Origin of the sequence: Pseudomonas sp. Y5-11, assembly GCF_022368695.1 — a bacterium.
GTDB classification, from domain to species: Bacteria; Pseudomonadota; Gammaproteobacteria; order Pseudomonadales; family Pseudomonadaceae; genus Aquipseudomonas; species Aquipseudomonas parakoreensis.
This window is the reverse complement of sequence record NZ_CP058974.1, coordinates 6,310,996-6,336,307: the sequence shown is the minus strand read 5'-3', so window position 1 is coordinate 6,336,307 and position 25,312 is coordinate 6,310,996. Positions and strand designations below refer to the sequence as shown.

The 25,312-nt window shown below is 58.5% G+C and carries 24 protein-coding genes and 4 pseudogenes; 8 read left to right on the top strand and 20 right to left on the bottom strand.

Features of this window, described 5'->3' with window-relative positions:
- From HXW87_RS28550 to HXW87_RS28540, 3 genes are all read left to right on the top strand, one after another.
- Positions 1-1,212, top strand: a complete 1,212-nt coding sequence (locus tag HXW87_RS28550) for a hypothetical protein (RefSeq protein WP_033896493.1) — start codon at positions 1-3, stop codon at positions 1,210-1,212.
- A gap of 84 nt (positions 1,213-1,296) precedes the next feature.
- A complete protein-coding gene (locus HXW87_RS28545) occupies positions 1,297-1,773 on the top strand; it encodes a hypothetical protein (RefSeq protein WP_042561206.1) in 477 nt (158 codons plus the stop codon).
- A 93-nt stretch (positions 1,774-1,866) separates the two neighbouring features.
- Complete coding sequence (locus HXW87_RS28540; protein WP_042561205.1) at positions 1,867-2,292, top strand: hypothetical protein; 426 nt, start codon at positions 1,867-1,869, stop codon at positions 2,290-2,292.
- 127 nt (positions 2,293-2,419) lie between these two features.
- Here HXW87_RS28540 and HXW87_RS28535 read toward each other — a convergent pair whose 3' ends face one another.
- The 15 genes and pseudogenes from HXW87_RS28535 to HXW87_RS28470 all read right to left on the bottom strand — a co-directional run bounded on the left by HXW87_RS28535 (position 2,420) and on the right by HXW87_RS28470 (position 16,376).
- Entirely contained in the window at positions 2,420-2,962 is a 543-nt protein-coding gene (locus HXW87_RS28535) for a DUF1523 family protein (RefSeq protein ID WP_033896496.1), read from the bottom strand.
- A gap of 340 nt (positions 2,963-3,302) precedes the next feature.
- Positions 3,303-3,434, bottom strand: coding sequence for a hypothetical protein (locus tag HXW87_RS29540; RefSeq protein WP_257012236.1), 132 nt, complete (start codon positions 3,432-3,434; stop codon positions 3,303-3,305).
- Positions 3,435-3,453: 19 nt separating this feature from the next.
- A pseudogene (locus HXW87_RS28530) lies at positions 3,454-4,417 on the bottom strand (zinc metalloprotease HtpX).
- Complete coding sequence (locus HXW87_RS28525; protein WP_047290147.1) at positions 4,404-4,892, bottom strand: phosphate-starvation-inducible PsiE family protein; 489 nt, start codon at positions 4,890-4,892, stop codon at positions 4,404-4,406. The pseudogene HXW87_RS28530 and the gene HXW87_RS28525 overlap by 14 nt, the downstream one beginning before the upstream one ends.
- A 123-nt stretch (positions 4,893-5,015) precedes the next feature.
- On the bottom strand, positions 5,016-5,909 hold the full coding sequence (locus HXW87_RS28520; RefSeq protein ID WP_176464243.1) for a GGDEF domain-containing protein: 894 nt from the start codon (positions 5,907-5,909) through the stop codon (positions 5,016-5,018).
- Between the two features lie 20 nt (positions 5,910-5,929).
- Positions 5,930-7,636: a cation:proton antiporter gene (locus tag HXW87_RS28515; protein WP_034113490.1), complete on the bottom strand. Its 1,707-nt coding sequence runs from the start codon at positions 7,634-7,636 to the stop codon at positions 5,930-5,932.
- A gap of 3 nt (positions 7,637-7,639) precedes the next feature.
- A complete protein-coding gene (gene trx-GI / locus HXW87_RS28510; protein ID WP_000787151.1) occupies positions 7,640-8,080 on the bottom strand; it encodes a heat resistance system thioredoxin Trx-GI in 441 nt (146 codons plus the stop codon).
- Positions 8,070-9,215, bottom strand: coding sequence for a hypothetical protein (locus HXW87_RS28505; protein ID WP_029611654.1), 1,146 nt, complete (start codon positions 9,213-9,215; stop codon positions 8,070-8,072). The genes trx-GI and HXW87_RS28505 overlap by 11 nt, the downstream gene beginning before the upstream one ends.
- 98 nt (positions 9,216-9,313) lie before the next feature.
- Entirely contained in the window at positions 9,314-9,925 is a 612-nt protein-coding gene (locus tag HXW87_RS28500) for a DUF308 domain-containing protein (RefSeq protein ID WP_000993372.1), read from the bottom strand.
- A gap of 85 nt (positions 9,926-10,010) precedes the next feature.
- The gene (locus tag HXW87_RS28495; RefSeq protein ID WP_016782891.1) at positions 10,011-10,898 is read right to left on the bottom strand and encodes a YfdX family protein; all 888 of its coding nucleotides are present in this window, start codon (positions 10,896-10,898) and stop codon (positions 10,011-10,013) included.
- A gap of 102 nt (positions 10,899-11,000) precedes the next feature.
- Positions 11,001-11,909: a heat resistance protein YfdX1 gene (gene yfdX1 / locus HXW87_RS28490; protein WP_016782890.1), complete on the bottom strand. Its 909-nt coding sequence runs from the start codon at positions 11,907-11,909 to the stop codon at positions 11,001-11,003.
- A gap of 21 nt (positions 11,910-11,930) precedes the next feature.
- Positions 11,931-12,389 carry a small heat shock protein sHSP20-GI gene (hsp20-GI, locus tag HXW87_RS28485; protein WP_016782889.1) on the bottom strand — a complete coding sequence of 153 codons (459 nt, stop codon included), beginning with the start codon at positions 12,387-12,389 and terminating at the stop codon, positions 11,931-11,933.
- 146 nt (positions 12,390-12,535) lie between these two features.
- Positions 12,536-15,385 carry a heat shock survival AAA family ATPase ClpK gene (clpK, locus tag HXW87_RS28480; RefSeq protein WP_239778228.1) on the bottom strand — a complete coding sequence of 950 codons (2,850 nt, stop codon included), beginning with the start codon at positions 15,383-15,385 and terminating at the stop codon, positions 12,536-12,538.
- Between the two features lie 105 nt (positions 15,386-15,490).
- Complete coding sequence (gene hsp20 / locus HXW87_RS28475) at positions 15,491-16,060, bottom strand: small heat shock protein sHSP20 (protein ID WP_239778226.1); 570 nt, start codon at positions 16,058-16,060, stop codon at positions 15,491-15,493.
- Between the two features lie 43 nt (positions 16,061-16,103).
- Positions 16,104-16,376, bottom strand: coding sequence for a helix-turn-helix domain-containing protein (locus tag HXW87_RS28470; RefSeq protein ID WP_034126242.1), 273 nt, complete (start codon positions 16,374-16,376; stop codon positions 16,104-16,106).
- A gap of 305 nt (positions 16,377-16,681) precedes the next feature.
- On the opposite strand from HXW87_RS28470, the gene HXW87_RS28465 reads away from it, so the two are divergent.
- Both HXW87_RS28465 and HXW87_RS28460 read left to right on the top strand, forming a co-directional pair.
- Positions 16,682-16,945 carry a transposase gene (locus HXW87_RS28465; RefSeq protein ID WP_001446199.1) on the top strand — a complete coding sequence of 88 codons (264 nt, stop codon included), beginning with the start codon at positions 16,682-16,684 and terminating at the stop codon, positions 16,943-16,945.
- A pseudogene (locus HXW87_RS28460) lies at positions 16,902-17,054 on the top strand (transposase domain-containing protein); the annotation flags it as partial. The gene HXW87_RS28465 and the pseudogene HXW87_RS28460, both read left to right, overlap by 44 nt.
- A gap of 293 nt (positions 17,055-17,347) precedes the next feature.
- Here the strand turns inward: HXW87_RS28460 and HXW87_RS28455 are convergent.
- Both HXW87_RS28455 and HXW87_RS28450 read right to left on the bottom strand, forming a co-directional pair.
- A pseudogene (locus HXW87_RS28455) lies at positions 17,348-17,446 on the bottom strand (ATP-binding protein); the annotation flags it as partial.
- A 91-nt stretch (positions 17,447-17,537) separates the two neighbouring features.
- Positions 17,538-17,867 (bottom strand): annotated as a pseudogene (locus tag HXW87_RS28450) (Tn7-like element transposition protein TnsE); the annotation flags it as partial.
- Positions 17,868-18,168: 301 nt separating this feature from the next.
- Between HXW87_RS28450 and HXW87_RS28445 the strand changes: the two are divergent.
- A complete protein-coding gene (locus HXW87_RS28445; RefSeq protein ID WP_081791613.1) occupies positions 18,169-18,408 on the top strand; it encodes a hypothetical protein in 240 nt (79 codons plus the stop codon).
- A 720-nt stretch (positions 18,409-19,128) separates the two neighbouring features.
- On the opposite strand, the gene HXW87_RS28440 is transcribed toward HXW87_RS28445, so the two are convergent.
- Positions 19,129-19,620 carry a hypothetical protein gene (locus HXW87_RS28440; protein WP_239778225.1) on the bottom strand — a complete coding sequence of 164 codons (492 nt, stop codon included), beginning with the start codon at positions 19,618-19,620 and terminating at the stop codon, positions 19,129-19,131.
- A 317-nt stretch (positions 19,621-19,937) separates the two neighbouring features.
- Positions 19,938-21,107 carry a lysozyme inhibitor LprI family protein gene (locus tag HXW87_RS28435; RefSeq protein ID WP_179294960.1) on the bottom strand — a complete coding sequence of 390 codons (1,170 nt, stop codon included), beginning with the start codon at positions 21,105-21,107 and terminating at the stop codon, positions 19,938-19,940.
- 237 nt (positions 21,108-21,344) lie between these two features.
- Between HXW87_RS28435 and HXW87_RS28430 the strand changes: the two genes are divergently transcribed.
- The gene (locus HXW87_RS28430) at positions 21,345-21,893 is read left to right on the top strand and encodes an antitoxin Xre/MbcA/ParS toxin-binding domain-containing protein (RefSeq protein WP_017849609.1); all 549 of its coding nucleotides are present in this window, start codon (positions 21,345-21,347) and stop codon (positions 21,891-21,893) included.
- A gap of 668 nt (positions 21,894-22,561) precedes the next feature.
- Here the strand turns inward: HXW87_RS28430 and HXW87_RS28425 are convergent.
- Complete coding sequence (locus tag HXW87_RS28425; RefSeq protein WP_239778224.1) at positions 22,562-23,971, bottom strand: amino acid permease; 1,410 nt, start codon at positions 23,969-23,971, stop codon at positions 22,562-22,564.
- A 327-nt stretch (positions 23,972-24,298) separates the two neighbouring features.
- On the opposite strand from HXW87_RS28425, the gene HXW87_RS28420 reads away from it, so the two are divergent.
- Positions 24,299-25,312: a TauD/TfdA family dioxygenase gene (locus HXW87_RS28420; protein ID WP_239778222.1), complete on the top strand. Its 1,014-nt coding sequence runs from the start codon at positions 24,299-24,301 to the stop codon at positions 25,310-25,312.

The following is a 25,312-nucleotide window of genomic DNA, read 5'->3' as shown; positions in this document are numbered from 1 at the left end:
ATGAAAACGATGAACAAGAAGCACATCCTCATCGCCGCTGCGGTCGCCGGTATTGCGATTCTTGCGGCTGGTGTGGGGTTATCGAGCTCCGGCAAGAAGCAAGCGCTGCGTCAGTACGATGAGATGAAGGAACAGTACTTCCTCGAGAACGTCCTGAGCGAGGGAGATATTTCCTATTCCTTCTGGTCGGGAAACGTCACCGTTGAAACACCAGAAATCCGCCTGGTTGCAGCAGAGACCAACGGCGCAGATAAATTCCTGAAAGGGATTATGGGGCTGCTCGGTGGAATGGACTCCGGGGCAAAAGAGTCTGCCCTGGTCGAATGGTCACGGTATCTGCTTTCGTCCAGTACTGGTGGCGGTCGTGCCGGTGGCGTTTACTTGAAGGCCGACGCCCTCAAGGTTAGCCGCGAAGGTGATAACAAGAAGGGCGAGATTCATGTCCAATTGTTGGGCATGGACATGAGTACTCCTTACCTGTCGCACAAAGGCACAGATGTGGTCCTGCCTTCGGAAGTAGCGGATGAGATCCAGCCGCGCGCGGAGATGGATCAGTACGGAGGCGTGGTCAAGTCGCCCTACTCGTGGGGTAGCAATATCGTCCAACGTCTGCCGTTCACTGGTGCATTTATCACCGGCGCTACAGGGGAGTTCGGCACCAAAGTTGACTTGGACTTCAAGCTCACGCGCTCCAGCGACGGCGAAGGCTCGGTCGAGTTTGTAGTGGTGCATCGTAATGACGGCAGCGAAGTTGGCCGGATTGTGCGCGAGGCTAAATTTGCGTCCATCCCAGAGCTTGACGATGTCCAGGCGCAACTCAAGAGCGCGCTAAGTGGCTTCATCATGGGGGCTTACAGTACGTCCATGGGCCAGGCCGTAATTGCGGAAGCCGCAGGTGACTTTGCTCGTAAGACCAAGGTGGCCAGCTACTCGCTGACCTACAAGGGCTTCGACCAGTTAAAGGAGTCGTTCGACGAATTCAAGGCCGCTACCAAGCGTGAGGAGTTCACCGGCTTTTGCAATGAAACAGGCCTATCAGGTTATCAGAGTGACTTTGGAGTCAAGGGCAAGGATCACAGCGATTCGGAGTGCGCGATCGCTCAAAAGCTGGCCACCGATGCCAAGTTTGAAGAGTCCTACATTTTCAAGGAAGACAAGTCGTTATTTTCCGGCCTGTTCGTGAGCAAAAGCTTCACGCTTGAGACGAACTGATCACCACATTTCCTAGAGCCTGGAGTGCGGTCCGCCGTACTCCACGGTCACCTAAAAAAATCTCAAGACAAAGGCAGGCATTTCATGACGAACGTTTCCAAATGGGCAATCACGGCGCTCTGCTCGGTGCTGCTGGCCGGTTGCGGTTCAAGCCAGGACAAAGCTGAAGAACTGGTCAAGTTGATGGGCATGGACGTCCAATACAAGATGGTAGTGCAAGTCGCCACGTCGGGTTATGCATCCAAATATCGCGAAGTCGCGCCAGAAAAAATCAAGGCCGTGATCGAGGACAACATTTCCCAGGACCTACTGAAAGACACCCTGGTCCAGGTCTACGCAGATCACTTTGATGCCGACGAACTCGAATTGATGATCGAGGCCAGCAAGCATCCGGATCAGGCGATGAAAATTATCATGGGCTCTAAGGACGGCATGAAATTGGCCAAGAAAACCATGGAAGTCCAGGTTGATCTACAGCGTGATATGGCCAAAGCGTTCGAGGATCGTGATGAAGACATCGTGGACGAGTTGGACGACCTTCAGAAAGAAGCTCGCGGCTGATCTGTCATTTGCCTTCTTGTGCCCGAACCACGGTTATCGAGGCGGCAATTACGAACAGTTTCAGGTAGCGTTTGGCAATTAATGGAGGGTGGGATGAGGCTATTTTTGGTAATGCTGCTGGCGCTCAGCGGCTTCGCTCACGCCGGTTGCGGCAGCATCAACAACGACGATCAACGCGCCTACTGCTACGTCAAAGAAGGGAATGGGAGTTGCGCGAGCATTAAGGACGACGATCTGCGCGCTACCTGCTATGTGGAGGCCGGCAATGGCAGTTGTGCGAGTATCCGTGATGATGACAAGCGCAAATACTGCTACGTGAAAGAGGGCAACGGAAGCTGTGCAAGCATCAACAATGACGACTTGCGTAACGCCTGCTACGTCGAAACAGGCAACGGCAGTTGCGCGAGTATCCGCGACGACGACCAGCGATACCTGTGCTACGCCAAGACTGGCAATGGCAGTTGCGGGAGCATCAAAAACGATGACATGCGACGTCAGTGTGAAATGGTAAAGCGCTGACTGGCTTGCTTTAGCCTAGCCGTAACAAGGAATCGCACCTACAAAAAAATGCCAGTCAGGTAACTGACTGGCATTCATTCTGCGGTTAACGAATCTTCCAAGCTGAAAAGGCGGGTGGTTCAACTGTTCAACCCAGTACTTCGCCCCTGGTCTTGCGCTTGAATCGCCGGCGCATGAAAAACACCACAAACAAAATCAGTAGCGTGCCTACGCTGAGGAAGATCGTGTTGAACCAAGGAAACGGCTCTTCGCGACTGTTTGTGGCTTCGATGTCTGTGATGTTTGGGAACACGGACAAGATTTGAATGCGCCAGCCGTAGTAACGGATCAGCGCCAGTTGCTGGGCATCTCGTGAGTAACCCTGAGCCTTTGCCTGAACGTCGGCCGAATCAAACTTGAAGTACCACGGAAAACTCCAGCCGGTGTCGTCGTTTCGGTAAACTTTTACCACTTTCGATGTTGGGTGTTCAGTGTTAATGAAATACACGTCCCGGGTCGGGCCGTCGGCCGGGTTTTCAGCATTGATGACGCCGTCATCGTCCACACGTTTTACCTCAACGCCGGTGATGGCCACCACGTCGTACTGCGGCAAAACATAAAACAGACCCAGTCCCGCACCAGTGATTACGAGCAAGAATGCGCCGACAATCACCCCTTTAATCCACTTCATTTATGTGCTCCATTTTGATCGTCGAATTCTGCCCCAATTTGATCTTGGGTATTCACCTTTGACCGCTGGGGTGCTACTAAACTTGGTTAGCAAATGTGTAGGTGCTGCAGTGATAGGGGTTTGGGGAGCAATGGAACCGAAAACCAACGTAAGCACGAATTAGAGTTCGCTTTACTCGTATGTGACTGTTGATTGGAGAACTCTGATTGTCGAAACGAGTTTATCGAACCGCTTTTCGGATGTTTACGGTCCTTCCTGATGTTCGTTAAAGCGGTTTCATAAAACGGTGGTTTTATCGTACTCCCCAGACAGAGCGCTGGTTTGCGGGCAGGTACTGGGCTTAAGTGCGTTTACTGTTCCATTGCTCCCCGAACCCCAGCAGCATGAGTGCGGCGATGCAGCCAGTGATGACGAGCCAGCGCCGGCTGAAGCGGTCCGGCGCCGGGCGGCTGTAGGGGTCGGGGTAGGTCACGTCATTCTCCATGTTGAAATCAGCGCCAAAGGCCGCCGGTGCGCCAGCGTGGCGGACGTGGTGATACGGTCACCTCGGGGACGAAACGGGCCGATGGAAACGGCGGCATCGCGGGCGGCGGAGCAAGTTCCAGCAAGCGCTCAATGCGTTCAGCCGTCGCCGGATGCGTGCGCAACCAGGAGGGTTCCGGATTGCCCCATCCGGGCAGCAGCCAGGCGCGCCAGGAGCGGCTCACCCGCTCGATCTTGGCGAGCGCCGAGGCCAGCCCGTGCGGGTCGCCGGTCAATTCGGCAGCGAGCCGGTCGGCGTCGAATTCGCGCACCCTGGACAAGCCCAACTGAGCCAGCAAGGCTAGCTGTGGCGCGACCGCCAGTAGAAGCAACGCGGGCCAATTGACTTCCGTGACTCCAAGCAATAGCGCTGGCAAGCTGAGCACGATCGCAAGCTGCCCCAACAAGGCTAGAAGATGGGTGAGCCGGCTGATGGAATCGGCCAAGCCCATGACACGCAAATCCTCGTTCGCAATATGCGCGATTTCGTGGCCGAGCACGCCGGTCAACTCGCGGGGCGTGAGGCTACGCAGCAGGCCGTCGGTCAGCGCGATGGCCGCGTGATGCTTCGAACCGGTGGCGAAGGCGTTGACGACCCCGCTGGGCACGTAGTGCGGTACCGGCACGGCAGGCAGCCCGGCCCGCGCCGCCAGTTCCGCGCAACACAGCCCAAAGATCGGGCGCTTCATCCGGGTGCAGGGGGCGTGCGCCATACAGCCGCAAGGTCAGCCCGGAGGCGGCCGCCGGTTCGAGCAGCAGGGTGAACCCCGCGGCCGCAAGCGCCAGCCAAAGCCCGCCGTCACCCAACAGCAGGCTGCCAGCGACGGCGGCAATCCCGAGCAGGGTCAGCACCAACAGCGCGGTTTGCAGGCGATTGAGCCAGCGATGCCGCGCGCCGACATTCTGCGCGTGGCGCAGATCACGACTGATCATCTGAGCTTTCCCCGGCTGTCCGGTCATCGCGCTCGCGCAGCAGCCAGTAAGTCGCCCCGAGGGCCAGTGTCGCGCCTGCGAGCGCCGCGACCTTGGCGGGGCCGGTCTCCGGGTCGAGGATCACGAATTTACGCGCCAGGGCCATCAGCCCGATCAGGATCACCGTCTTGACCTGGATGATGCTGTCGCGCCGCAAGGCCACCCGCACGATGGAATGCTTGAACTCCATGGCGATGAGCAGCGTCATGATCATGCCGAACACGGTCTGGAAGACCTTGTGATCGAGCGGATTGAACGCATCAATGATCAGCAGGCTGAAGACGATCGAGATCAGCTGCAGCAGCGAGACCACGATAATCACGGCAATGATTGCGGACAGCGCGAGCGCGATCACCTGTTCGAAGCGCTCGTAGAACGTCATCACTGCCCATTGGGCGCGAAATGTTTTGATCGGGTCTGCTTGCTTTTCCTTCATCGCCACTCCTCTCAATTCTGAAATACTTGTGCACCCACAACTTGGTTGCGCCCTTGTCTTTTTGCCTGGTAGAGCGCGCTGTCCGCCTGCTGCATCACCTGCTCGACAGAGTGCAAACGGGGGTCAAGGAGAGCCTCCCCCCATGCTGGCGCTATAGCTGATCGACACCTCTCCACACACCACCGCTGTCGCCGCAGTGTCCTGACGAAATCGCTCCGCCCATACTTGGGCGTCTTCTATCGATGCCGCTTCCAACAACACAGCGAATTCCTCCCCCCCAATCCGGGCAGCCATGTCGGTTGCGCGAACATGTTCCCTCAACCGTGAAGCAAAGTGCTTGAGCACCTCATCGCTGCATCCGTGTCCATAGGTGTCATTGATACGCTTGAAGTGATCGATGTCGCAGAGCACAAGTGCTGCTTGTATCTCGGTGCTGCGTTTGAGGCGCTCCCATTCCAGCTGTAATCGTTCGTTAAAAGCCCGCCGGTTCGACAAGCCGGTCAAGGGGTCGGTGATCGCCATACGCAGCAACTGCTGCTCCATTTCCTTGCGAGAAGAGATGTCGAGCAGAGTGCCGACTATCAGTTGCCTGCCCGCGCCACCCAGCCAACGGCCGCGATCCAGCACCCAAATCCAAACGCCAGATCGATGACGAACGCGGTACTCGCACTCCAATCGCTCCGACGGGTTTTCTTGGTAAGCGCGCACCTTTGCCAGAGCGACCGGCAAATCCTCCGGGTGAGTACGCGCTTGCCATGCGGCATGGGTGGCGCCAACCTCCTCGTCGGAGGTCAAGCCGAACATCGCCAGACTGCGGGCAGAAAGCCTGAAGCTGTCGGTAGCGATATCCCACTCCCAGAATCCCAGCCCTGCGCCCTCCAGGGCGATGGCGATCCGTTCCTTGTCATCGATTTGCGCTTGTTGGCGATGCTTCAGCTCGTCACGCCTCTGGCGATTGGTACGAACAAAACGCCATAGCGCAACCGCCATGCCAATATTGGCAAGTAGCGACACCATCAGTCAAATGGTCGGCCCGTTCATGGTCTATCCCCACCTGACTCACTGAGTGTCTGCCGTAATTCCTCGATCCGGTGGTCGACTTGGTCGGCGTTGATGCCCAACATCAACAGTACCTGCTCGGCCAGTCCCAGTCCCGCAGCCAGGTACAACGGGTACAGTCTGACATTGGGCAGATTACGCAAAAGCTGGGCATCCGTTACGCGCTCAGTGGCCACCACCACGGACAAGCTCAGGCGGCGGTCGAGAACCGCCTGAGCGATACGCAGGGCCGTCTGCGGACGGGCAAACGTCAGCACCACCAGGCGGGCATGGGCCAATCCGGCGGCGGCCAGGGTGTCGAGCCGACTGGCATCGCCATACGACACCGGCGCCCCCATCGCACGCCCCGCTTCGACCCGTTGGCGGTCCGATTCCAGCAGCAAATGCGGTATGCCTGCCAGGCGCAGCGTTCGGCTCAGCAGCAGCCCGACGTCATCCGCCCCACAGATGATCACATGGTCGCGTAACGACCGCGCCCGCTCGGCGACTTCGCCTTCTTCGGCCTGCGGTGGCTGACCGAGTGCGCCCGAGCGGCTGAAAGCCCGCGCCCATCGGTCATGGTGTCGGATCAGGAGCGGTGCCAACCCCATGCTCAACACCAGCGCCACCAGCATCGGTTGCACCATGGTGGCGGCGATCAGGTGCTGCTGCATGACCATGCCCAGGAGCAGCAGCGCAAACTCGCCGCCATGACCCAGCACGATGCCTGCGCGCCAGGCGTCGAGCGCCGACAGGCGGGTTGCGCGCAGCGCCAGAAAGTTCAGCCCCATCTTGAGAGGCACCAAGGCCAACAGCCAACCCAGTACCGCCAGCGGTGCGGCCACGATCTGCGCGGTGTCCAGCTGCAGGCCGATGGTCACGAAGAACAGGCCCGACAGCACATCACGAAAGGGCTTGAGGTGGCTTTCCATGTGGTGCCGGAAGTCGCTCTCGCCCAGGACCATGCCGGCGAGAAAGGCCCCCAGGGCGGCGGATACGCCGACGGCGTGTGCAGCAGCGGCTGCCGCCACGACCACGCACAAGGAGACCAGCACGAAGGATTCTTCGTGGCCCTGCCGCGCCACCCAGCCCAGCAGGCCATGCAACAGACGACGCGAGGCAACCGCCGCTGCCGCGAACAACACCAGCACGCCCAACACTTCGAGCAGCACGCTCTCGATCTTCGGCGAGTCGCCGCGCGCCCAGATCGCCAGCAGGGCCAGCAGGGGCACGCTGGCCAGGTCCTGAAAGACCAGCACGGCGATGGCACTGCGGCCGTGGCGGGTGGTGAGCTCGCCTTGGTCGGCCAGCTGTCGGCTGACCAGCGCCGTGGACGACATGGCCGCTGCGGCGCCGAGCAGTGCAGCGCTCTGAGCTGGCTGACCCAACCCGATCAGCACCAGGGTCAGTGGCGCGGCCACGACGACCATCTGCAAGCTGCCGGACGCCAGTACGGTCTTGCGAGTGAGCCAGAAGTGCCCCAGCGAGAATTCCAGTCCGACCATGAACAGCAGCAGGGCCACACCCAGTTCGGATATGAAAGTCAACGCCTCTCCCGGCGCGATCACACCGCTGACCGAGGGGCCCAGCAAGGCGCCGACGGCGAGGTAACCCAGCAAGGCGGGTACTCTGAACGCCGCCGTCGCCACCACCGCGAGGCTGCACGCCGCCAGCAGGATCAGGGTAGTGCCGAGCAAATCCTGCATCGGTCAGCGTCCCACCTGTGCAGAGGCCCAGCGCACGATGTCCTGCGAGCCCATGGCGCCTGCCTGGCGGGCGATCTCACGTCCGCCCTGGAACAGGGCGAGCGTCGGAATGCTGCGGATACCGAACTGCGCGGCCAGGTGGGGCTCAGCCTCGGTGTTCACCTTTGCCAGCCTGATCCCGGGTTCGAGCTGGCGCGCGGCTTGTTGAAACTGCGGCGCCATCATCTTGCACGGCCCGCACCAGGGCGCCCAGAAATCGACCAGCAGCGGCAGATCGCTGCGCTCCACGTGGCGCGAGAACGTCGCCGTCGTCAACTCGATGGGCTCGCCGGTGAACAAGGGCTGCTGGCAGCGGCCGCAGTTGGGACGATCCGCGAGCTTGGCGGCCGGCACGCTGTTGATGGACTGGCAATGTGGGCAGACGATGTGGAGTTCATTTTTCATGGTTCGCTTCCTTGGACTGCGGTGAGGTTGCCTCGCTTCGGATCACCGACATCGCCGACCAATTTACGCCTTTGATCCAATCGTTCCCGTCTTCGCTCACGCCGGCATCTTCCACGTGAGCCGCAATGAAGGCTTCGGCTTGAATGAGCCCCGCTCTGACAGCATCTATCTTATTAGGCATCCGCAGGATTTCAGCAGCGCAGCCTGCATCCAGCCCATCCACCCGGATAAGCAGAAAAATGCGGCGCCACAAGTGCGGCATACCCTTCATCAGGTCGAATGCAAATGCGAATTCGCTCGATCTGTCACCAATTTCCTCCTGTTCGGCGATTGCTGCTGGGTCGGGAAGCCGACTATCAGCCATGACGTCGGCCAGGCTGAGTGCGTCATCAGGCTGATAAAACTCGTAGAACTCTTCCTCTACCATGGCCTCCGCCATGTCCTGCGCATCCGCTTCGACCGGCGCATCCAGCGAAACGGCCTCGCCATATTGCCGGCTGTTTGCCACTTCGCGATCAATGACGGCAAAAAGATGTTTCAAAAGATCGAGGTAAGCGGCATTTTCTTCTGGAACGGATGTCCATACCGATTCAGCCAGAGCAATCGCTTCGTCCACCACGTCGTGCAGCGTCGGATAATCGCGAGGCAAATCACCGGCGGCATGCAGATAAGCCAACTCGCGTTGCGCAACGGCCTCAACCTTCGGCAGCAGCGTCTCGATTATCCCGCGTGCTTGCTGGACGACAGAGGCAGGTTGAGTGTCGATCCGCGCCTTGAGCTCGCGCAAGCGTTCACGACGCGCCTTACGCTTGATTTGATCCTGAGCGCTCAGCCGATCAAAGTGCTTCTTGGCCTGCCGGAACAACGCCTGCGCTAGCATGTGCGCGAGAGGCGTCAGATCGTTATGCGATGCAGTGACGCTGACGATTTTTTTGCCCGGCAAGTGCATGTGGCCACTGGCCGTTAAGCGAGATCCTTTTTTCGCGCGTTCGAGGACGATTTGAAGACGTACCGAATCTTCGGAGCGCTTTTCGATCAGCGGCTTGAGAGCGGGTTCAACCGCTTTTTCTACAGACATTCGCCAAGGTTCATGAAATTCTTTTTCGACGAGTCGATAGCTATATTGTATACGCATGCTCAAGCCCTTTAGGGTTGTCCGCCCAGGTGAGTGGACCCGGGTGATTGGATATGTTGATTTTCAAAGATGATCTTACGGTTTGGTTTTTCACGCCCTTACCGCTGACGCGCTTTGCGCAAACGCCAACTAAGAAGCAAAAGAGTCATACCGAAGATCGCAGCATGGAAACCCAATACCCAGCCCGCGGCCAGAAATGATTCGATCGGGCGGGTAAAAAACATCCATAGGATGATCGCACCGAGGAGCACGGAAAGCAGCCCGCTGAGGGCAAGCCAGATCTCGCCCTTGATTTCCCGGCGCAGACGAACGGCGGCGGATATCTCCAGCATACCGGTGAAAATTGCCCAGAATGCCACGCTTACCCACAAGAAATAGGCCAACGCCAAAGTGGCAGCCAGAGGGGCAACTACCACAACGACACCGGTGAGTATGCCGACGATGCCGCTGAACAACAGCCAGCCCCAGCGCTGCTTTTGCCGCATTTGCCGCACCGCTGCAACCAGGTTGAACGCACCATTGACCAAAGAAAATGCGCCGAACACTATCGTCATGGCGAACAAAGCCGAGTGTGGCATCCAGAATGCGAGGACTGCAAAAATCAACGCGAATATGCCGCGCAGCGCAAACAACCACCAATTTTGGGTCAGTGAACACACGGCATCGGCAGGGTTATCCGCATTCGAATCGGCGATGGTATTTGCATTCATGCGATATCTCCTTGATGGATCATGAGATCAGGAAAATCAAGCCTTCATGGCGAAGAGAGGGGCTATTCGCCCCTCTCTTGCGGTTTTAGAACAGCTTTGACAGTCTCGCCTTGATTTCATCGAGCCAGCCTTTTCCGCTCCCGCCTCCGGCCGTCTTTTCCTTGACTTTCTTGAGTTCAGAGTACAGGGGCTCAAAGTCCTTCTTTTTGCCATAGCCCAGCAGTTCTGCCATTTCCAACTGCTGCCGGGCTTCGTTTAACAAGTCCTGCAGGCGTTCACCGGACGCCTCGCTGCGCTGGCCATCTTCTGTCAAGGTCTCGGCGCGCTTGACGAGCAGTTTGGCGCGCAGGATGGGCAGCGGGATGACGCTGAGTGTCTCGACGAGCGTGCCGAGCGCCAACTGCAGCGCGGCCTTGGCCTCTTCGATCTTGCCCTGATCGATCAGCGGCACGACGGATTTCACGGCTGCCGGGTAAGTCGCCAGAGGGATGTTGGTGACCGCAATCACGATTTCGCTGGCCAGCAATGCCAACACGCGACGAGCGCGTTGCACCTCGCCATGTTTGAGGGCATCCAGCGCCTCGTCAGTCATCGCCTCAACGGTTTCCGTGTTGGCGAACAAGTCGTGCACGATGGTGCGCACATCAACGGGGGCCAGGGCGAGCGTGGGTTCGCGTGCAACGATCAGCTCCAGCTTTCCCGTCACTTCGGCCAGCGTTGCCAGTGCTCGCGCGGATTCTTTTTCGTCCAGGGCCGCCAGCGCTGATTTGGTCAGCGCCAAGGCCGAGACGGCCTCATCGAGGACTTGTTTACGTTTGTCTGCCGCTTGCGAGTCCGTTTCCTTCTGAACCTCAGGCTGTACCTCCGTGACGACTTCAGGCTTGGGCTCTGGTCTGGCAGGAAGGCTGCTTACCGCGGCCTGTTCGTTCGTGCCTTCGTTGATCGCGTTGGGATTCGATGTTTGCTCATTCATGGTGATATGCCTCGTATGAGATAGTGAAAATAGGGGAATCTATTGGGGCCGACTGCGAATATCGCGAGACTGACCGATGGAGCAGTCGGCCCCTTCATCACCTCAAAACAGCTTTTGGATGCGCGTCTTCAACTCGTCGAACCATCCATTGCCGCTTTTGCCACCAGCCGACTTTTGCTCAATGGACTTCACCTGATCGAAGATGGGTTTGAAGTCCTCCTTCTTGCCATAACCCAGGATTTGCGCCAGCTCGATCTCCGTGCGCACGGACGACAGCAAGGTGCTGAGCTCCTCGTTCTGCTTGGCATCGCGCTTGTCAGTCTCGGCCAGCTTTTCAGCTTTTGCTATCGCGGCCTCGGCCCGTAGCACGGGCAGAGGGAGTACAACTTGGATGACCACCAGCGTGTTCAGTGCTCGGGCGAGCTCTGCTTTGGCTTCGTCGATCTTGCCGCTGTCGACGAGCCGTGCAGCCGACTTGATCGCTGCCGGGTACGTTGCCATGGGCAGGTTGTCGGTTTCGATCACGATTTCGCTGGCCAGATTGGCAACGATGGGCCGGGCCTTTTGCACCTCGCCATCACCCAACAACTCCCGAGACAACTTGACCGCTTTCTTTACCGATTCCACGTTGGCGTGGATATCATGGGTGATGACGCGTACATCGACCGGCGCCAAAGCAAGTTTGGCGTCGCGTGCCAATACCAGTTCCAGCTTTCCGGTGGCCAGTTCCAGCGCAGCGAGCGCCTCCTTGGTCTTATTTGCATCAAGGAGGGTCAAAGCCTCCTGGGTCTTGGTGAGCGCCGTGATGGCGTCCTGAGTGAGCTCGGAACGCTTTTTTTCGGCTTCCTGGGCGGCCTTGTCGTCTACTTGTGGCTGCGCCGCCTTGGGTGCGACAGAGGGCGCTGCAGCGCTTGGACTTGCCGCCGATTGGGCCAAAACCGGTCCACTCAGTCCGATGCAGACCGCCAGGGCAAGTGCGGAACGGATGTATTGGGGCTGTTTGATATTCATGATGTTGGACTCCAATTGAAGTTAATTGACTGAAATTTCAATCTGCTTCGGCTTGGCTTGCTCGGCCTTGACAAGCCGCACTTCCAGCACGCCGTCTTTCATCGAAGCCGTCACCTTGGTCGGATCAACGTTGTCAGGTAAGACAAAGCTGCGCACAAAGCGGCCATACGCACGTTCGATGCGGTGGAATTTCTTGCCCTGCTCCTCTTTTTCCAGTTTGCGCTCGCCGCTGATGGTGAGTACGCCGTTTTCCGCGCTGACGCGCACGGCATCCTTGGGGACCTCCGGCAGATCCAGCTTGAGGAGGAATGCGTTCTCATCCTCGCTGATGTCCACCATTGGTGCCCAGTCCGCCGTGGTCATGGCTTCGTTGCCGGTACGGGCGCCCTGTCGCTGGGGGGGCCGTCCCAACATCGTCGCCAGGCGGTTTTGCAATTCATCCAGTTCCCGGAAGGGGTCCCACGGAGTCAATGCAGACATATCGGTTCTCCTTGAACAATGCCGGCGAATTGGATGACGCACCGAACAGAGCCGCCGGCGCACTCTGAATAGCGCCTGCTACTTTTCGTTTCCATCAAGAACAAGTCCTTGGGTCAATTGAAGGATCACGACAGCCTCCCCATGACTCAAGATTCGCCGCCCGCTGACTTTTTCTTGCGCGCAGGCTTGCTCGCGTCGCTCGGCGGCGTCTCGGCCACGTTCGCGGCATCGGGCTTCTCAGGCTCGGCCGGCTTTGCGGGTGGCTCCTGGCGCTCGAAGACCACCCGTTCGGCCTTGTCGTCCCAGCGTGCGCTGGCGTGATCGCCCTTGCCGATTCCGCCGCCGAGCATCTCGCGTGCCAGCGCGGTTTCCAGCTCGCTGCGGATCAGGCGCTTGAGTTCACGCGCACCGAACTCGGGCTTGTAGCCTTCCTCCGCGAAGTGGTCGATCAAGGTCTGATCGAAGGTCAGCGTCACGCCCTGGCTGGCGGCGTTGCGGGCCACACGATCGAGCTGCAGGCCGACGATATGGCGGATCTCCTCCTTGCCCAGCGCATGGAAGACGATGATCTCGTCGATGCGGTTGATGAACTCGGGGCGGAAGTGTCCGCGCAGCACGTCCATCACCTCGGACTTGGTCTTCTCGTATTCCTCGCCGGCGGCGCTACGGGCCTTCAGCCGACGCTGGATGATGTCCGAGCCCAAGTTCGAGGTGGCGATGATGATGGTATTGGTGAAATCCACCACCCGGCCCTTGCCGTCGGTGAGCCGCCCGTCGTCGAACACCTGCAGCAGGATGTTGTAGACGTCGGGGTGAGCCTTCTCGATCTCGTCCAGCAGCAACACGCTGTAGGGCTTGCGACGCACCTTCTCGGTGAGCTGGCCGCCCTCGTCATAGCCCACATAACCCGGAGGCGCGCCCACCAGGCGTGCCACGGTATGGCGTTCCCCGTACTCGGACATGTCGATGCGCAGCAGCGCACCTTCATCGCCATAGATGGACTCGGCCAGCGCCTTGGCGAGCTCGGTCTTGCCCACGCCGGTCGGCCCGAGGAACAGAAAAGTCGCCACCGGCTTGCCGCCTTCGCGCAGCCCCGCGCGCGACAACCGCACGGCATCGGCCACCGCGCGCACCGCTTCGTCCTGGCCCACCAGGCGCTCGTGCAGCCGCTGTTCCAGATGCAACAGCTTCTCGCGTTCTTCCACCGTCAGCTCGTTGACCGGAATGCCGGTCAGGCGCGAGACGATCTGCGCGACATGCTCGGCCTTGACTTCGGCGCTGCCCGAGGCGCGCTCGCGCTCCCAATCTTCGATGAGCTTCTTGAGTTCGGCCTCTTTTGCCTCGATGCGCTTGCCCAGCTCGGCGGCCTTGTCGTACTGCTTGCGCGAGGCCATGTAGTCCTGCTCACGCCGCAACTGGTGCAGTTCGGACTCCAGCTCTTGTACGGCCACTGGGCGAGCCGTGGCCGACAGCTTCACGCGTGCGGCCGCCTGGTCAAGCAGGTCGATGGCCTTGTCAGGCAAAAAGCGCGCGGTGATGTAGCGGTCCGACAACTCGGCGGCGGCGATGATCGCATCCTCGGTGATGCTGACCTTGTGGTGCGCCTCGAAGGTGTCGCGCAGGCCGCGCAGGATCATCATGGTCTGCGCTACCGTCGGCTCGGGCACCATCACCGGCTGGAAACGACGCTCCAGCGCGGCGTCCTTCTCGATGTACTTCTGATACTCGTTGAGCGTGGTGGCGCCGATCAGGTTCAGCTCGCCGCGCGCCATCATCGGCTTGAACACGTTGGCCACGTCCAGCCCGCCTTCGCCGCCACCCTGGCCGGCACCGACGATGGTGTGCACTTCATCGATGAAGAGAATCATCTCGCCCTGGTGCTCGGTCACTTCCTTGAGCACCTTCTGCACGCGCTCCTCGAACTCGCCGCGATACTTGGCGCCGGCCACCATGGCGTTGATGTTGAGTTCCACCAGACGCTTGTCGCGCAGCGTCTCGGGCACTTCGCCGGCGACCATCCGCTGCGCCAGTCCTTCGACAATGGCGGTCTTGCCGACGCCGGGCTCACCGATCAACACCGGGTTGTTTTTCTTGCGCCGGGCCAGCACCTCGATGGTGGTCTCGATCTCCTGCGCACGGCCGATGACCGGATCGAGCTTGCCCTCGCGCGCCATCTTGGTGAGGTCGCGCGAATACTTGTCGAGTTCTGGCGTGTTGGTCGGCGTCTCGGCGCGGCCATCCTCGGCGCCTTTGCCGACCACCTTGCTGACCTGTTGGCGCAGCGCCTGCGGCGTCAGGCCGTAGCGGCGTAGCAGGTTGGCGGCCAGCCCTTCGCCTTCCTCGGTCAGACCGATCAGGAAATGCTCCGGACCGACATAGGAATGGCCGAGTTCATTGGAGGCCACGAAGGCGCGGCTGAGCGCATCCTTCACGCGCGGCGACACGCCGATCTCGCCCTCGAACGGCTTGTCCCCGCGCTTGGCCTCGGACTCGATCTGCCGCTTGAGGTCATCGACCTTGATTTTGAACTGACCCAGGATGGTCTTGACCACGTCGCTGTCGGCCAGCGCCAGCAGCAGATGTTCGGTATCCACCTCGGAGCGGCCAAATTCGGCAGCGTGTTTGGCGGCCTCTTGCAGCAGGGCTTCCGACTGTTCGCTGAGGCGGCTGGCCAGCCCCCTGCCGCGCCGGCGCGGTGCCCCCGAACCTGCGGCGGCGGGTTCGCCAAACACGGCATCGACCACGTCATCGGTATCGGCGGCAAAGGGCGTCGCGTCGTCGCCGATGCGGAAGAAGTCACTGCCGAGGAAGTCCTCGAACAGGCCGCTGCGCGAGCCGAACAAGGCTTCCAGCGGCGAGACGGTGCGCTTTTGCTGGCGCACCAGTTGGCGGTAATGGTCGTCGCACAACAGCATGGTGCTGTGACGCCCGTTGAGATTGGCTTCCACCCGCACGGTGGCGGGTTGGCCGCAGACCTGGCATTGTTTTCTGGCCATGCTGATGCTCCTGAGAAGGTTGACAAGGTTGAGGCGACGAGGCATCGCGAGCCGCGACACCTCGTCTCGTACCGGGTTTTTCTTGTGACGAACGAGCCGGCGACGTCAGCTGTTGATCGGGATCGAACGTCCCTGCTTCGGCGCGCTGACCTCGCGCTTGTCGATCGTGACCGTGAGCACCCCGTTCTTGAACGATGCCTTGATCGAATCCTGATTGGCGTCGTCAGGCAGGTTCAAGGCGCGGTGAAAGCTGCCGTAGGTGCGCTCCACACGGTGGAAGCCACCTTCCTTCTTCTCCTGTTCCTGGCGCTTCTCGCCACGCACCACCAGCACGTCGTTGTCGAGGGTGATCTGGATGTCCTTTTCCTCGACACCGGGCACTTCCAGGGCAATCTTGTACTGCTTGTCGGTTTCCTGGATGTCCAGGGCCGGCTTCAGCATGCCCGACCAATCGGATGGCAGCCGCGGCATGGCCCGCGCCGGAAAACCGAAGCCCCGGAACGCGTCATCGAACAGCCGGTCGATCTCGCGATGCAGTTGCAGGATCGGGCTGACTGGCCCGCTCGCCGCTGGCAGGTCATTGCGCTGCACCGGCAGGGAAGAGGCGGTCTGCTGCTCTTGCTGCTCGTTCTTGAACCAGTTCCAGGGAGCCAACTTCTTGAAATCGATGTCCATGTCATACCTCCAGAAAAATTGAAAAACGAGTTACTCAAGCCCTTTACCTGCTGCGACGGGCAGTGCGCCCAGGCGACACGGGCGGCTCGGATGACTTCTGCTGTTCACGCTTGCGCATCACCTCCTTCTTTGCTCCGGCTCGGGTCTGATCATTGATCCACTGATCGATTTCACTTTGACGAAACCGCCACGTCCCGCCCACCTTGAAAGCCGGAATTTCCCCGTGCGCGGCGAGCCGATAAAGCGTCCGCTTGCCGACTTTCAAGTACGCAGCCAATTCATCGAGCGTGAAAATCACCTGTAGGTGCGCTTTCATCTCACCCTCTCCAATCGCGTCGCTTTGCGGTTCCGGCCAAGGAAATCCTTGCAAGACTTTGCAAGATATTGCGCTTACCAGGACAAACTTCAAGAGTCAATGTACAGCGATCTCCCGCCCCATTGATGCAGGTCAACTGCTCAGGCCAACGTGCGGAATTGCCCAGTCGTCGCTGCGGATCGCGTTCCAGAGTCGGGCCGAAACACTTCCGTTGCCCCAGACAGCGTAGTTCAACAGTATCCGTCCGGCCAACACACCTTCCCGACACCGCCGCCGAAGGCCATGGCCCATCAAGCGGATTTTCCATGCCCCCTCAGCGCCGTACCTACAGCAAATCTTTCAAGGCCCAGGTCATTCAGGAGTGTTCTGAACCCGGTGCCTCCATCGCAAACATCGCCTTGGGCTACAGCCTCAATGCCAACCTCGTCCACAAATGGATTCGGCTGCATACCCAGAAAACCACGGCTATCCAGCCAGCGTTCATCCCGTTGCCTTCTCAAATGCTCGGCGCGGGATCGCATGCTCAAGTGCGCTGCTGCGATCATGAGTTTGATCCAGTCGGCCCGTAATAATGGGCACGATCCGTATGCCTATCTCAAGGATGTGCTGACACGGTTGCCGACGCAGCGGGCGAGTGAGATTGCAGAGCTGCTGCCGCATAGGTGGCATCCGGCATAGTCGCGCAAGACGGTTTGCCCGCACGCTTACGTTCAACAGCTCAAGCACCGTCCGCCCTTCGCGGGATCGTTGCCGCCAGAGCCACACGCCGAACTTTTCCACCTTGTCGTCGCCGGCCTGCGGTCAGTCAGGCAAGCCCAGGTGCTCGTTTTCCTGCTTGATCGCGTGGTCTCGGATCGCGTGCACCCGGGAAACGGCATCCACGAACTGCCACCATCTCTTAGCTTGGCGGGGTCAAGCCAGCCGGGATGCCCGGACGGTTACGCTGGTCCGCGCCCAGTTGCAGCACCAAGGTCGGCCGCAGTGATGAAGCGGGTCTTGATGCCGCACTGCGCCGCCCGATAGCGCAGTGCGATGGCCAGATGCGTCTTGCCGACTCCCAAGGGGCCTATATCGCCTTGGCACGGCTCCGGGCAGTTTCGGGGAGGCTGCACGCAGTGCGCGACAAGATGTATCGCAGCCGAACTGCGGTGTATTCTGCAATCAGCCTAGGGCCGCGCGTATCCGCTGCTTCCAGTCGAACACCCGGGCATGGTTGGCCCCAGGTGAGCTTTCTTTCGGGTGATGCACAGAGTGCAAAGGCTCACAGTACTTCGCCATGGTGCCTGGCCAACGCAACGAGCCTTTCACTGTCTCCCTCAAGATCCTGTCTATGCATTTTCCTGCCTCAACACCTGCTTTGAAGCCCATGATCCGCGTTGACATGGTCTTCCGGTTGTCTGAGGTATCTATTTCTAGAAGGTAGCGTTGATCGCCGTTTTGCAGCTTGAACCTTGCCAGCAGATAGCAGCGTGATTTTTCGTGATCAATCAGGGGGGCATAGAGAAAACGGAAAAAATCGTACGATAAGCCCTGCTGACAGCCTGCAAGCCCTTAGGTTGTGTAGTCGGTGTCCGAATGGGGTATGCCTCAACCTGGCGTCAGACCGGACGACCGAAGTACGTCAAGATAGGGGCTATTTCGGCTTTTCCTGACGTTTCCCTACAAACCTCTATGACTTCAACCTGACAGGCCACGGCTTCAGGCTGCTTGGTTGTCATTGGGTTTATCAAAACTTGAAGAAGTGGCGGGCTGCCGCTATTAGTTAAGATTCACTCAACACAAGGACGCGACGATGATTCAGAGATTTGTTGTTGTTCCTGCGATCCCCATCGAAACAGGATCGATTCGTAATGGAACTCGCTTTCACTCCACTACAGTTCCTGGCGGGTTTGATATTTATGACAATCAAGATAAGCAGCGATTGCAGTTCACCTACCCGACACAGATAGAAGCAGATGCTGAATGCGAAAGACTGAACATGGAGCACTATCAAACCTCTATGACAACACCTACCGGCATCAGCTCACCATGATCTAGTCGTTCTCTGCTCAACGGTGTGGACTGAAAACAAAAGCCCCGGCATCTTGACGGGGCTTTTGTTGAGGGGATCTGATCCTTCAGCTCCCACGATTGTAGTCAAGAAATGAAAGGCAAACCGAGCAAGTGCAAACACTCTGACAGAGACATGCCCGAACTTTGCGGGTCACAGGGCCTATCGTACGATTTTTTCCGTTTTCTCTATGCACCCCTTCTCTGTACCCCCGATTGAACATAGGGTGCGTTACCCGCAACGCGAGCCGGTGTGACCCCGCCGCTGTGCGTGTTCGGCCTCGCCGAAACGGCTCTCGTAAACCAAGCCCCGGCCAAAAGCGCGCCGGGTCTTGGCCCTTCGGGCTTCGATCCTCACGCCTTCGCCCGTCCCGGGCTGCGCGCTCCGCTTGCACCAGGTCAACGTCCCCCACTCTTTATATCGATACAGGGAAAAAGCCGATAGCCCGGGCGATGCAACAGCCCGCGTCCTGGATCTGCGCACGACTCAGGAAATCACCCTGCAGTTATCCACCGCCCGGGCAAGAAACCTCCCGGCCCGTGGATAACTGCATCGCTCGCTCTGGCCTCTGACGGGCCCCGCTCGCTGGGCGATTTTTCATGCGCTGGCCATTGCATCGGAATGCCTTCGGCGACCAAAGGGGTGCCCCCCTTGGATCCGCAAGTTGGAATGGTTCGGGCTTCGCCCGCGATCTGCGCGGGCCTATTCGCCGCTCTCAGCCGCCACCTCTGGCGGGACTTCGACCAGCTCTTTCGAGTCCACAAACGGGACTGCGCACTCAATACATTGAATCCGACCGCTAAGCCCCGGTTTGCCCCATAGATTCAGGTGGCAACTCGGACAGGTGTACTTGCGCTTGTTCTTCGGGTCTTCCTTGCCAGGATCTGGCTGCAGCAAACCCGCCGAGGTCAGCGCCGATATATCTATCGTCGGATCTTCCGGCGTACCTGGCACCGGCTCGCCGCCAGGCCCGTAGAGCAGCACTGCCGACATAGGAACCCGTTTGGTTACCACGTCGATCCAGGACAACATGCGGCCCTGTTCGATCAGTTCCTTGCTGGAAAGATCGAACGGCCCGCCCTCGATGATGTAGTGCGTCATCTGCTGGCCATGACGTTTCCCGCCAGGCTCGCCGGTGTCGGACGGCATCAGCCCGATGGAGGGGTTCGGGGAGCAATGGAACAGTAAACGCACTTAAGCCCAGTACCTGCCCGCAAACCAGCGCTCTGTCTGGGGAGTACGATAAAACCACCGTTTTATGAAACCGCTTTAACGAACATCAGGAAGGACCGTAAACATCCGAAAAGCGGTTCGATAAACTCGTTTCGACAATCAGAGTTCTCCAATCAACAGTCACATACGAGTAAAGCGAACTCTAATTCGTGCTTACGTTGGTTTTCGGTTCCATTGCTCCCCAAACCCCTGATAGTAACGTGGCACAAAAAAAGCCCAGGAAATCTCCCGGGCTACTTGTTTACTAAAGCACGCGATCGCGTTCCGATCGCCCTGGCTTATGCAGGTGCTGTATCAAATTCCAGGCATTCGGAAAGTGAGGTGAACTCAGGTCGCCGGCAGACCCAGGCAGTAAAAGCGGTGTAAGCCACCGACAAGCCTGTGATCAGAGCCATCGTTTGCTTCTTCTCTCGACTGTTTCTAGCAGCAGCACGCGCTTGGGATTCACCTTTGCGTCTGGCACTGTTCGAAAAGAGAGACGCGATCAGCATTCCAATCAACGCGTAGAACACTGTGATGAGAGTGAGCTTGGCAACAATAACTAGGGTGATACTCAGAGCTCCCTGGTTTGTCCGGAAGGTCGCGAATACGGCATATGCAATGGCCAAGATAATCCCGGTACCCAACGCTATCCCTGAGACCAAGCCAGGCATTTCAAGCCAGCGAAGGATCAGAGCCGCAACCGCTCCGATCGCGGGCAGCGCATTCGTGATCGCAGCATCGGTGTAGTCGGTGTAGATCGTGGCAGCCTCTGTGTGGTGTCTCCAGATCGCCAGGCAGGTGATCAAAGATCCTATCAAGAGCGTGTATTTCCATGCCGGGCCTGCCCAGAAGGCCTGCCACATGCGTAGCACTGCTGGTTTCCCAGCTACAGGCTGAGCAGGGCGCACTTGCTGTGCCGAAAACACATTGGCTGGGCTCTGAGAGGAGGGCGCCGGTTGCACACTTTGTGATTGTGTTTGAGCCACCTGGTGCGGCTGAGCAGATTGCTGTTTTTGTTGACGGAATTGTTCCTGAGCGATCCGGTACTGCTGATCTCTTTGTGAGTTGGCAAGATCCTCTGCCTGGCGCTGAGCTTCATACTCATCCTTGCGCAGCTTCTCTTCTGCAGCGTATGCCTTACTTTTTTCAACGCGTGAGTAACTATCCAGAAAGGTGACACGAGCTCCCAAGGTTTGATCGAGACACTTCTGGGTGGTGCACTGGTCTCGCACCGATAGCCATTCGCGTTGTGATTGCCGTAGCTCATCCGGGTGTTCCGTTTCAGCGAGGGCTTTTTGATAGGAGCGCGCCAGAATGCTGTCGACGCCACTCAGATAGCCGTCATTACAGATGCTGGATTCCGCAAAATTTGCGGCCTTAGAACAATCAAAGCTTGCTGCTATTGAGTTACAGGCCACTAATGCCAGCGTAAATGCGAGAGCGTTGCGAAACATCATCCGGTTCATCCCTAATTCCGTTATCCAGTGCCCAGCAGGGCATAGTGGTTATCGGCCGGGCATGTGAATACGTGAGGAGAACCTGCATGCTCGTGTGGACGCGTCAGTTGAAGTCTTGAGCAGCAACATTTCCTTCCCGGGGAATTTTTGTTGTCAGATGCCGACGTTGACAGGGCTGTACTACCAGCCCATATTTCCTAGAAGAACGTCACCCGTCGTGGAACATGGCCGGTCAAGAGGCGACCTATGTTGGCTGAATTGCTGCCTAAACCGGTGTACCGTCACTACCGACGTCATCTTGGAGTTTCACTTCAAATTGGCGTAGGGGCATCAGAGCAAGAGAACCACGAGATTATCGCGGCAGGATTCGCAGCCGAGAGATTCAAATTGCTTAGCGAATCTGGCGTGTACGACGCAGTCGCCCTTGAAAAGATTATGCCGGTTGGGACCCTTAACGCCCGATTGGCTCGCCGACAACGCTTAAATCTGGACGAGAGTGATCGGTTGTTCCGACTTGCACATGTGACAGCAATGGCAGAGGCGCTGTTCGGAGACGTCAAAAAAGCCCAGCGCTGGCTGAGCAAGCCTAAGCAACGTTTTGCCAAGGAACAGCCCCTCGCACTGTTATCCACTACCCAGGGCACTCGGATGGTCGAGAAACTGCTGATTCAGGTTTGCCGAGGGGATGGTCTTATAACGGGTGCACTGATCTTTGGTGGCAAGTCGATGAGCCACGCTACATCGGTTTTACAGAAACCAACTCTACAAGGCGGTAATTCTTCCTGGCCGCTTTGATCGCTTTCTGTTCTGCGAGACGCGTACTGAGCGTATCCTCCTCATGGACCATTGTGTGCTTCCTACCCTCAAACTCATTACCGACCCGCAGCGTGACCCTTAACACGGGGGTGAACGCTTTCACCGATCTTCTTTTTCTCCGCAGCCTTCACTGGCTGGATGTTCGAGTTATCCGAAAGATTGTCATGTTCATGTAAGGCATGAGTCTGCGCAAGTGGCTGCACCGCCAAACAGCGCTCGGCGCATATCTGCTTCAGTGAGGTCGTGATTTTTGTATATAGCCTCGGCGTAGGTTTGAACTCGCCGCTAGTGCTTGGCTCGGCCGCAAATTGTCGTAATTCTCATCGGCTTCGGCACTGCCTTTTCAAAGGCACGTTTGCATTCACCCAAATAAAACTGTCAATGTTTGGAGGCGTTAAGAATCTGAGGCCGGATGCCTCTGTCAATCCTCCACTTTTGGCGTTCCTGATGCGTCAATATCAGGCGCAAACATTGACTGTCAATGAGCAGTTCACTGACTCAGTGGTAAAGCCCAATCTTGCAGGCCTACTGCTGTGTCAATGGTTAGAGACGTAGCTGATCCGGGCGATTATTGGCCGGATGATCCGCTGGTGGCCGAGGCCACGGCGCGGATCAAACCGCGCAAGTGAGCCTTTGTCCGGGGATGATCAGGCCTCGCCGTAGAGGCTTTGCGCAGCACGGCGGCGGTGCTTGATGCTGTGGCAGACCCACACCAGCGTGATCCACAGCGGAATCGCGTAGACCGCCATCCGGTTGACGGGGTCCATCAGCATGACCGCCATGATGAACACCATGAAGGCCAGACAGACATAGTTACCGTAGGGGTACCAAAGCGCCTTGAACTGTGGTGTCTGCCGGGTCTCGTTCAGGTGCCGGCGAAATTTGCCGTGGGCCAGGCTGATCATCGCCCAGTTGATCAGCAGCGTCGCCACCACCAGTGATAGCAGTATTTCGAGGGCCTGCTGCGGGATCACGTAGTTCATCACCACCGCGATCAAGGTCACCGCAGCCGTTGCGAGGATCGAACGCACAGGAACCCCGCGCGAGTCGATCTTGACCAGGCTTTGTGGCGCGTCACCCTGCCGGGCCAGACCGAGCAGGATCCGGCTGTTGCAGTAGGTGCCGCTGTTATAGACCGACAACGCCGCGGTAAGGACCACGAAGTTGAGAATGTGCGCGGCGGTATTGCTGTCGAGCATTGACCACACGCGTACGAACGGGCTGCCGCTGTAGGTATCGCCAGTGGCATTGAGTGACGTCAGCAGGCTGTCCCACGGCATCAATGACAACAGCACGACGAGTACGCCGATGTAGAAAATCAGGATGCGGTAGATTACCTGATTGATCGCCTTGGGGATCACGCGACGAGGGTTTTGCGCTTCGGCGGCGGTAAAACCGAGCATTTCCAGCCCGCCAAAGGACAGCATGATAACCGCCATGGACATGGCCAGGCCGGCCATCCCGTGGGGGAAAAAGCCGCCGTGCTGCCACAGGTTGCTCAACGATGCCTGCGGCCCTCCGTTACCGCTGAACAGCAGGTAGCTGCCCATGACGATCATCCCGATCACCGCCAACACCTTGATGATGGCGAACCAGAATTCCGCCTCGCCGAACACTTTGACGTTGATCAGGTTGAGTGCATTGATCAGCACAAAAAACACCGCAGCCGATACCCAGATCGGTATCTCGGGCCACCAGTAATGCACGTATTTGCCGACGGCTGTCAGCTCGGACATGCCGACCAGGGTGTACAGCATCCAGCAGTTCCATCCCGACAGGAAGCCGGCGAATGCGCCCCAATACTTGTGGGCGAAATGGCTGAAAGAGCCGGCAACCGGCTCTTCAACGATCATCTCGCCCAGTTGTCGCATGATCATGAAGGCGATGAAGCCGCAAATGGCGTAGCCGAGGATCATCGAGGGCCCGGCAGACTTGAGTGCGCCCGCTGAGCCCAGAAACAACCCCGTGCCGACGGCGCCTCCCAGTGCGATCAATTGGATGTGTCGATTTTTCAAACTGCGTTGCAGTTGACCTGAGTGCGCATGGAGTCCGCTCATGAGAAAGGGTACTCGCAAGGTTGCTTGAGTGTTTGCAAGACACTTGCGCGGGGCGAGACGGGCCGATGCAGTGACGCGACGGTGCCAACAGTGGGGGACGGGTAATTCTCCACAGTCATACGGATTCTGTTCCTTCAGATTATTTCTATTTTTATCAATCAGTTAGATCGGGTTTTCAGCTTGGTTGCGCGCGATTTCGTGCGCGCTTCATGGAAAAATCTATTGGAAGAAACATATTTCTATCTGTTGAATTTGTAAATGGGGGATGGTATCTAATGCATCGCACAGGGACATGCCAACGATTCCAGGGACTGAGGAGTGATGACGGTGACGGGCTGCAATGCACTAGGGACATTCGATTTTGTGGTCGGCGCCGAGGCCGATCCGGCGGGCTATTTTTCGGCGGCGGCGCAGGACATTCGGGCACAACTGTTGAGTGAAGGCGCGGTGCTCATTCGCGGTGCCACGCCGTGCAGGGATCCCGAGGTGTTTGAACGGGCCATCGGTGCGCTGGGTTTTCACACGCGCGATTACCTCGGCGGCAGCTCTCCACGCTCGACGATCCAGGGCAAGGTCATGGAAGCGACGCGCACCCCGCCCGACTGGTCGGTGATCCTTCATCAGGAAATGGCCTATGTACAACATCCGCCCGAAATCATCGCTTTCGTGTGTGTCGAGCCTGCGGAACGTGGCGGTGAATCCGTGGTCGGGGACATGCGCAAACTGGAGCAGTTGATTGATCGCGCCACCCTGCAGCAACTGACCGATCGCGGGCTCAAGTTGCGCCGCACGCTGCCCGGCGAGGCGCGGGTGAATCTCAAGCCCGGGGTGAAAAAAAGCTGGCAGGAGACGTTCTCCACTTCCAGCACCGCCGAGGCAGAAGTGCTGTGCCGGGCGCGCGGTTGGGACTTCGAGTGGAGTGGCGGCGACCTGATCCTCTGGCAGGACTGTATCGCCCCGATGCGCCGACACCCGCGCAAAGCGGCGGACATCTGGTGCAATCAGGCGCACTTCTGGGGCGCGGCCGCGATGATCGAATGGGCGCGCATCGACGGTCGTGAACAGGACGCCAGTGAATTGGCCGAGGCGCAGCGCAACACGCCGCAACTGTTGGAGGCCATGTGTTTCGGTGACGGCGAACCACTGCCGCAAGACCTGACGCTGGAGTTGTTCCACACCGTCAGACGTCTGGAACAGGATGTCGATCTGCGGGCGGGCGATATTTTGCTGCTCGACAATTTCCAGTATGCCCACGGCCGGCGCGCCTTTTCCGGCAACAGGACCATCAACGTGATCATCGCCAATTGGGCGGATGATCAGCCACACGCAGCTCAGGGATGA

Excerpts from the sequence above, each read along its gene's own strand:
- HXW87_RS28550 (WP_033896493.1), top strand. The coding sequence starts at position 1 with ATGAAAACGATGAACAAGAAGCACATCCTCATCGCCGCTGCGGTCGCC.
- HXW87_RS28545 (WP_042561206.1), top strand. The coding sequence starts at position 1,297 with ATGACGAACGTTTCCAAATGGGCAATCACGGCGCTCTGCTCGGTGCTG.
- HXW87_RS28540 (WP_042561205.1), top strand. The coding sequence starts at position 1,867 with ATGAGGCTATTTTTGGTAATGCTGCTGGCGCTCAGCGGCTTCGCTCAC.
- HXW87_RS28535 (WP_033896496.1), bottom strand. The coding sequence starts at position 2,962 with ATGAAGTGGATTAAAGGGGTGATTGTCGGCGCATTCTTGCTCGTAATC.
- HXW87_RS28525 (WP_047290147.1), bottom strand. The coding sequence starts at position 4,892 with ATGAAGGAAAAGCAAGCAGACCCGATCAAAACATTTCGCGCCCAATGG.
- HXW87_RS28520 (WP_176464243.1), bottom strand. The coding sequence starts at position 5,909 with ATGGTGTCGCTACTTGCCAATATTGGCATGGCGGTTGCGCTATGGCGT.
- HXW87_RS28515 (WP_034113490.1), bottom strand. The coding sequence starts at position 7,636 with ATGCAGGATTTGCTCGGCACTACCCTGATCCTGCTGGCGGCGTGCAGC.
- trx-GI (WP_000787151.1), bottom strand. The coding sequence starts at position 8,080 with ATGAAAAATGAACTCCACATCGTCTGCCCACATTGCCAGTCCATCAAC.
- HXW87_RS28505 (WP_029611654.1), bottom strand. The coding sequence starts at position 9,215 with ATGCGTATACAATATAGCTATCGACTCGTCGAAAAAGAATTTCATGAA.
- HXW87_RS28500 (WP_000993372.1), bottom strand. The coding sequence starts at position 9,925 with ATGAATGCAAATACCATCGCCGATTCGAATGCGGATAACCCTGCCGAT.
- HXW87_RS28495 (WP_016782891.1), bottom strand. The coding sequence starts at position 10,898 with ATGAATGAGCAAACATCGAATCCCAACGCGATCAACGAAGGCACGAAC.
- yfdX1 (WP_016782890.1), bottom strand. The coding sequence starts at position 11,909 with ATGAATATCAAACAGCCCCAATACATCCGTTCCGCACTTGCCCTGGCG.
- hsp20-GI (WP_016782889.1), bottom strand. The coding sequence starts at position 12,389 with ATGTCTGCATTGACTCCGTGGGACCCCTTCCGGGAACTGGATGAATTG.
- clpK (WP_239778228.1), bottom strand. The coding sequence starts at position 15,385 with ATGGCCAGAAAACAATGCCAGGTCTGCGGCCAACCCGCCACCGTGCGG.
- hsp20 (WP_239778226.1), bottom strand. The coding sequence starts at position 16,060 with ATGGACATCGATTTCAAGAAGTTGGCTCCCTGGAACTGGTTCAAGAAC.
- HXW87_RS28470 (WP_034126242.1), bottom strand. The coding sequence starts at position 16,376 with ATGAAAGCGCACCTACAGGTGATTTTCACGCTCGATGAATTGGCTGCG.
- HXW87_RS28465 (WP_001446199.1), top strand. The coding sequence starts at position 16,682 with ATGCCCCCTCAGCGCCGTACCTACAGCAAATCTTTCAAGGCCCAGGTC.
- HXW87_RS28445 (WP_081791613.1), top strand. The coding sequence starts at position 18,169 with ATGATTCAGAGATTTGTTGTTGTTCCTGCGATCCCCATCGAAACAGGA.
- HXW87_RS28435 (WP_179294960.1), bottom strand. The coding sequence starts at position 21,107 with ATGAACCGGATGATGTTTCGCAACGCTCTCGCATTTACGCTGGCATTA.
- HXW87_RS28430 (WP_017849609.1), top strand. The coding sequence starts at position 21,345 with ATGTTGGCTGAATTGCTGCCTAAACCGGTGTACCGTCACTACCGACGT.
- HXW87_RS28425 (WP_239778224.1), bottom strand. The coding sequence starts at position 23,971 with ATGAGCGGACTCCATGCGCACTCAGGTCAACTGCAACGCAGTTTGAAA.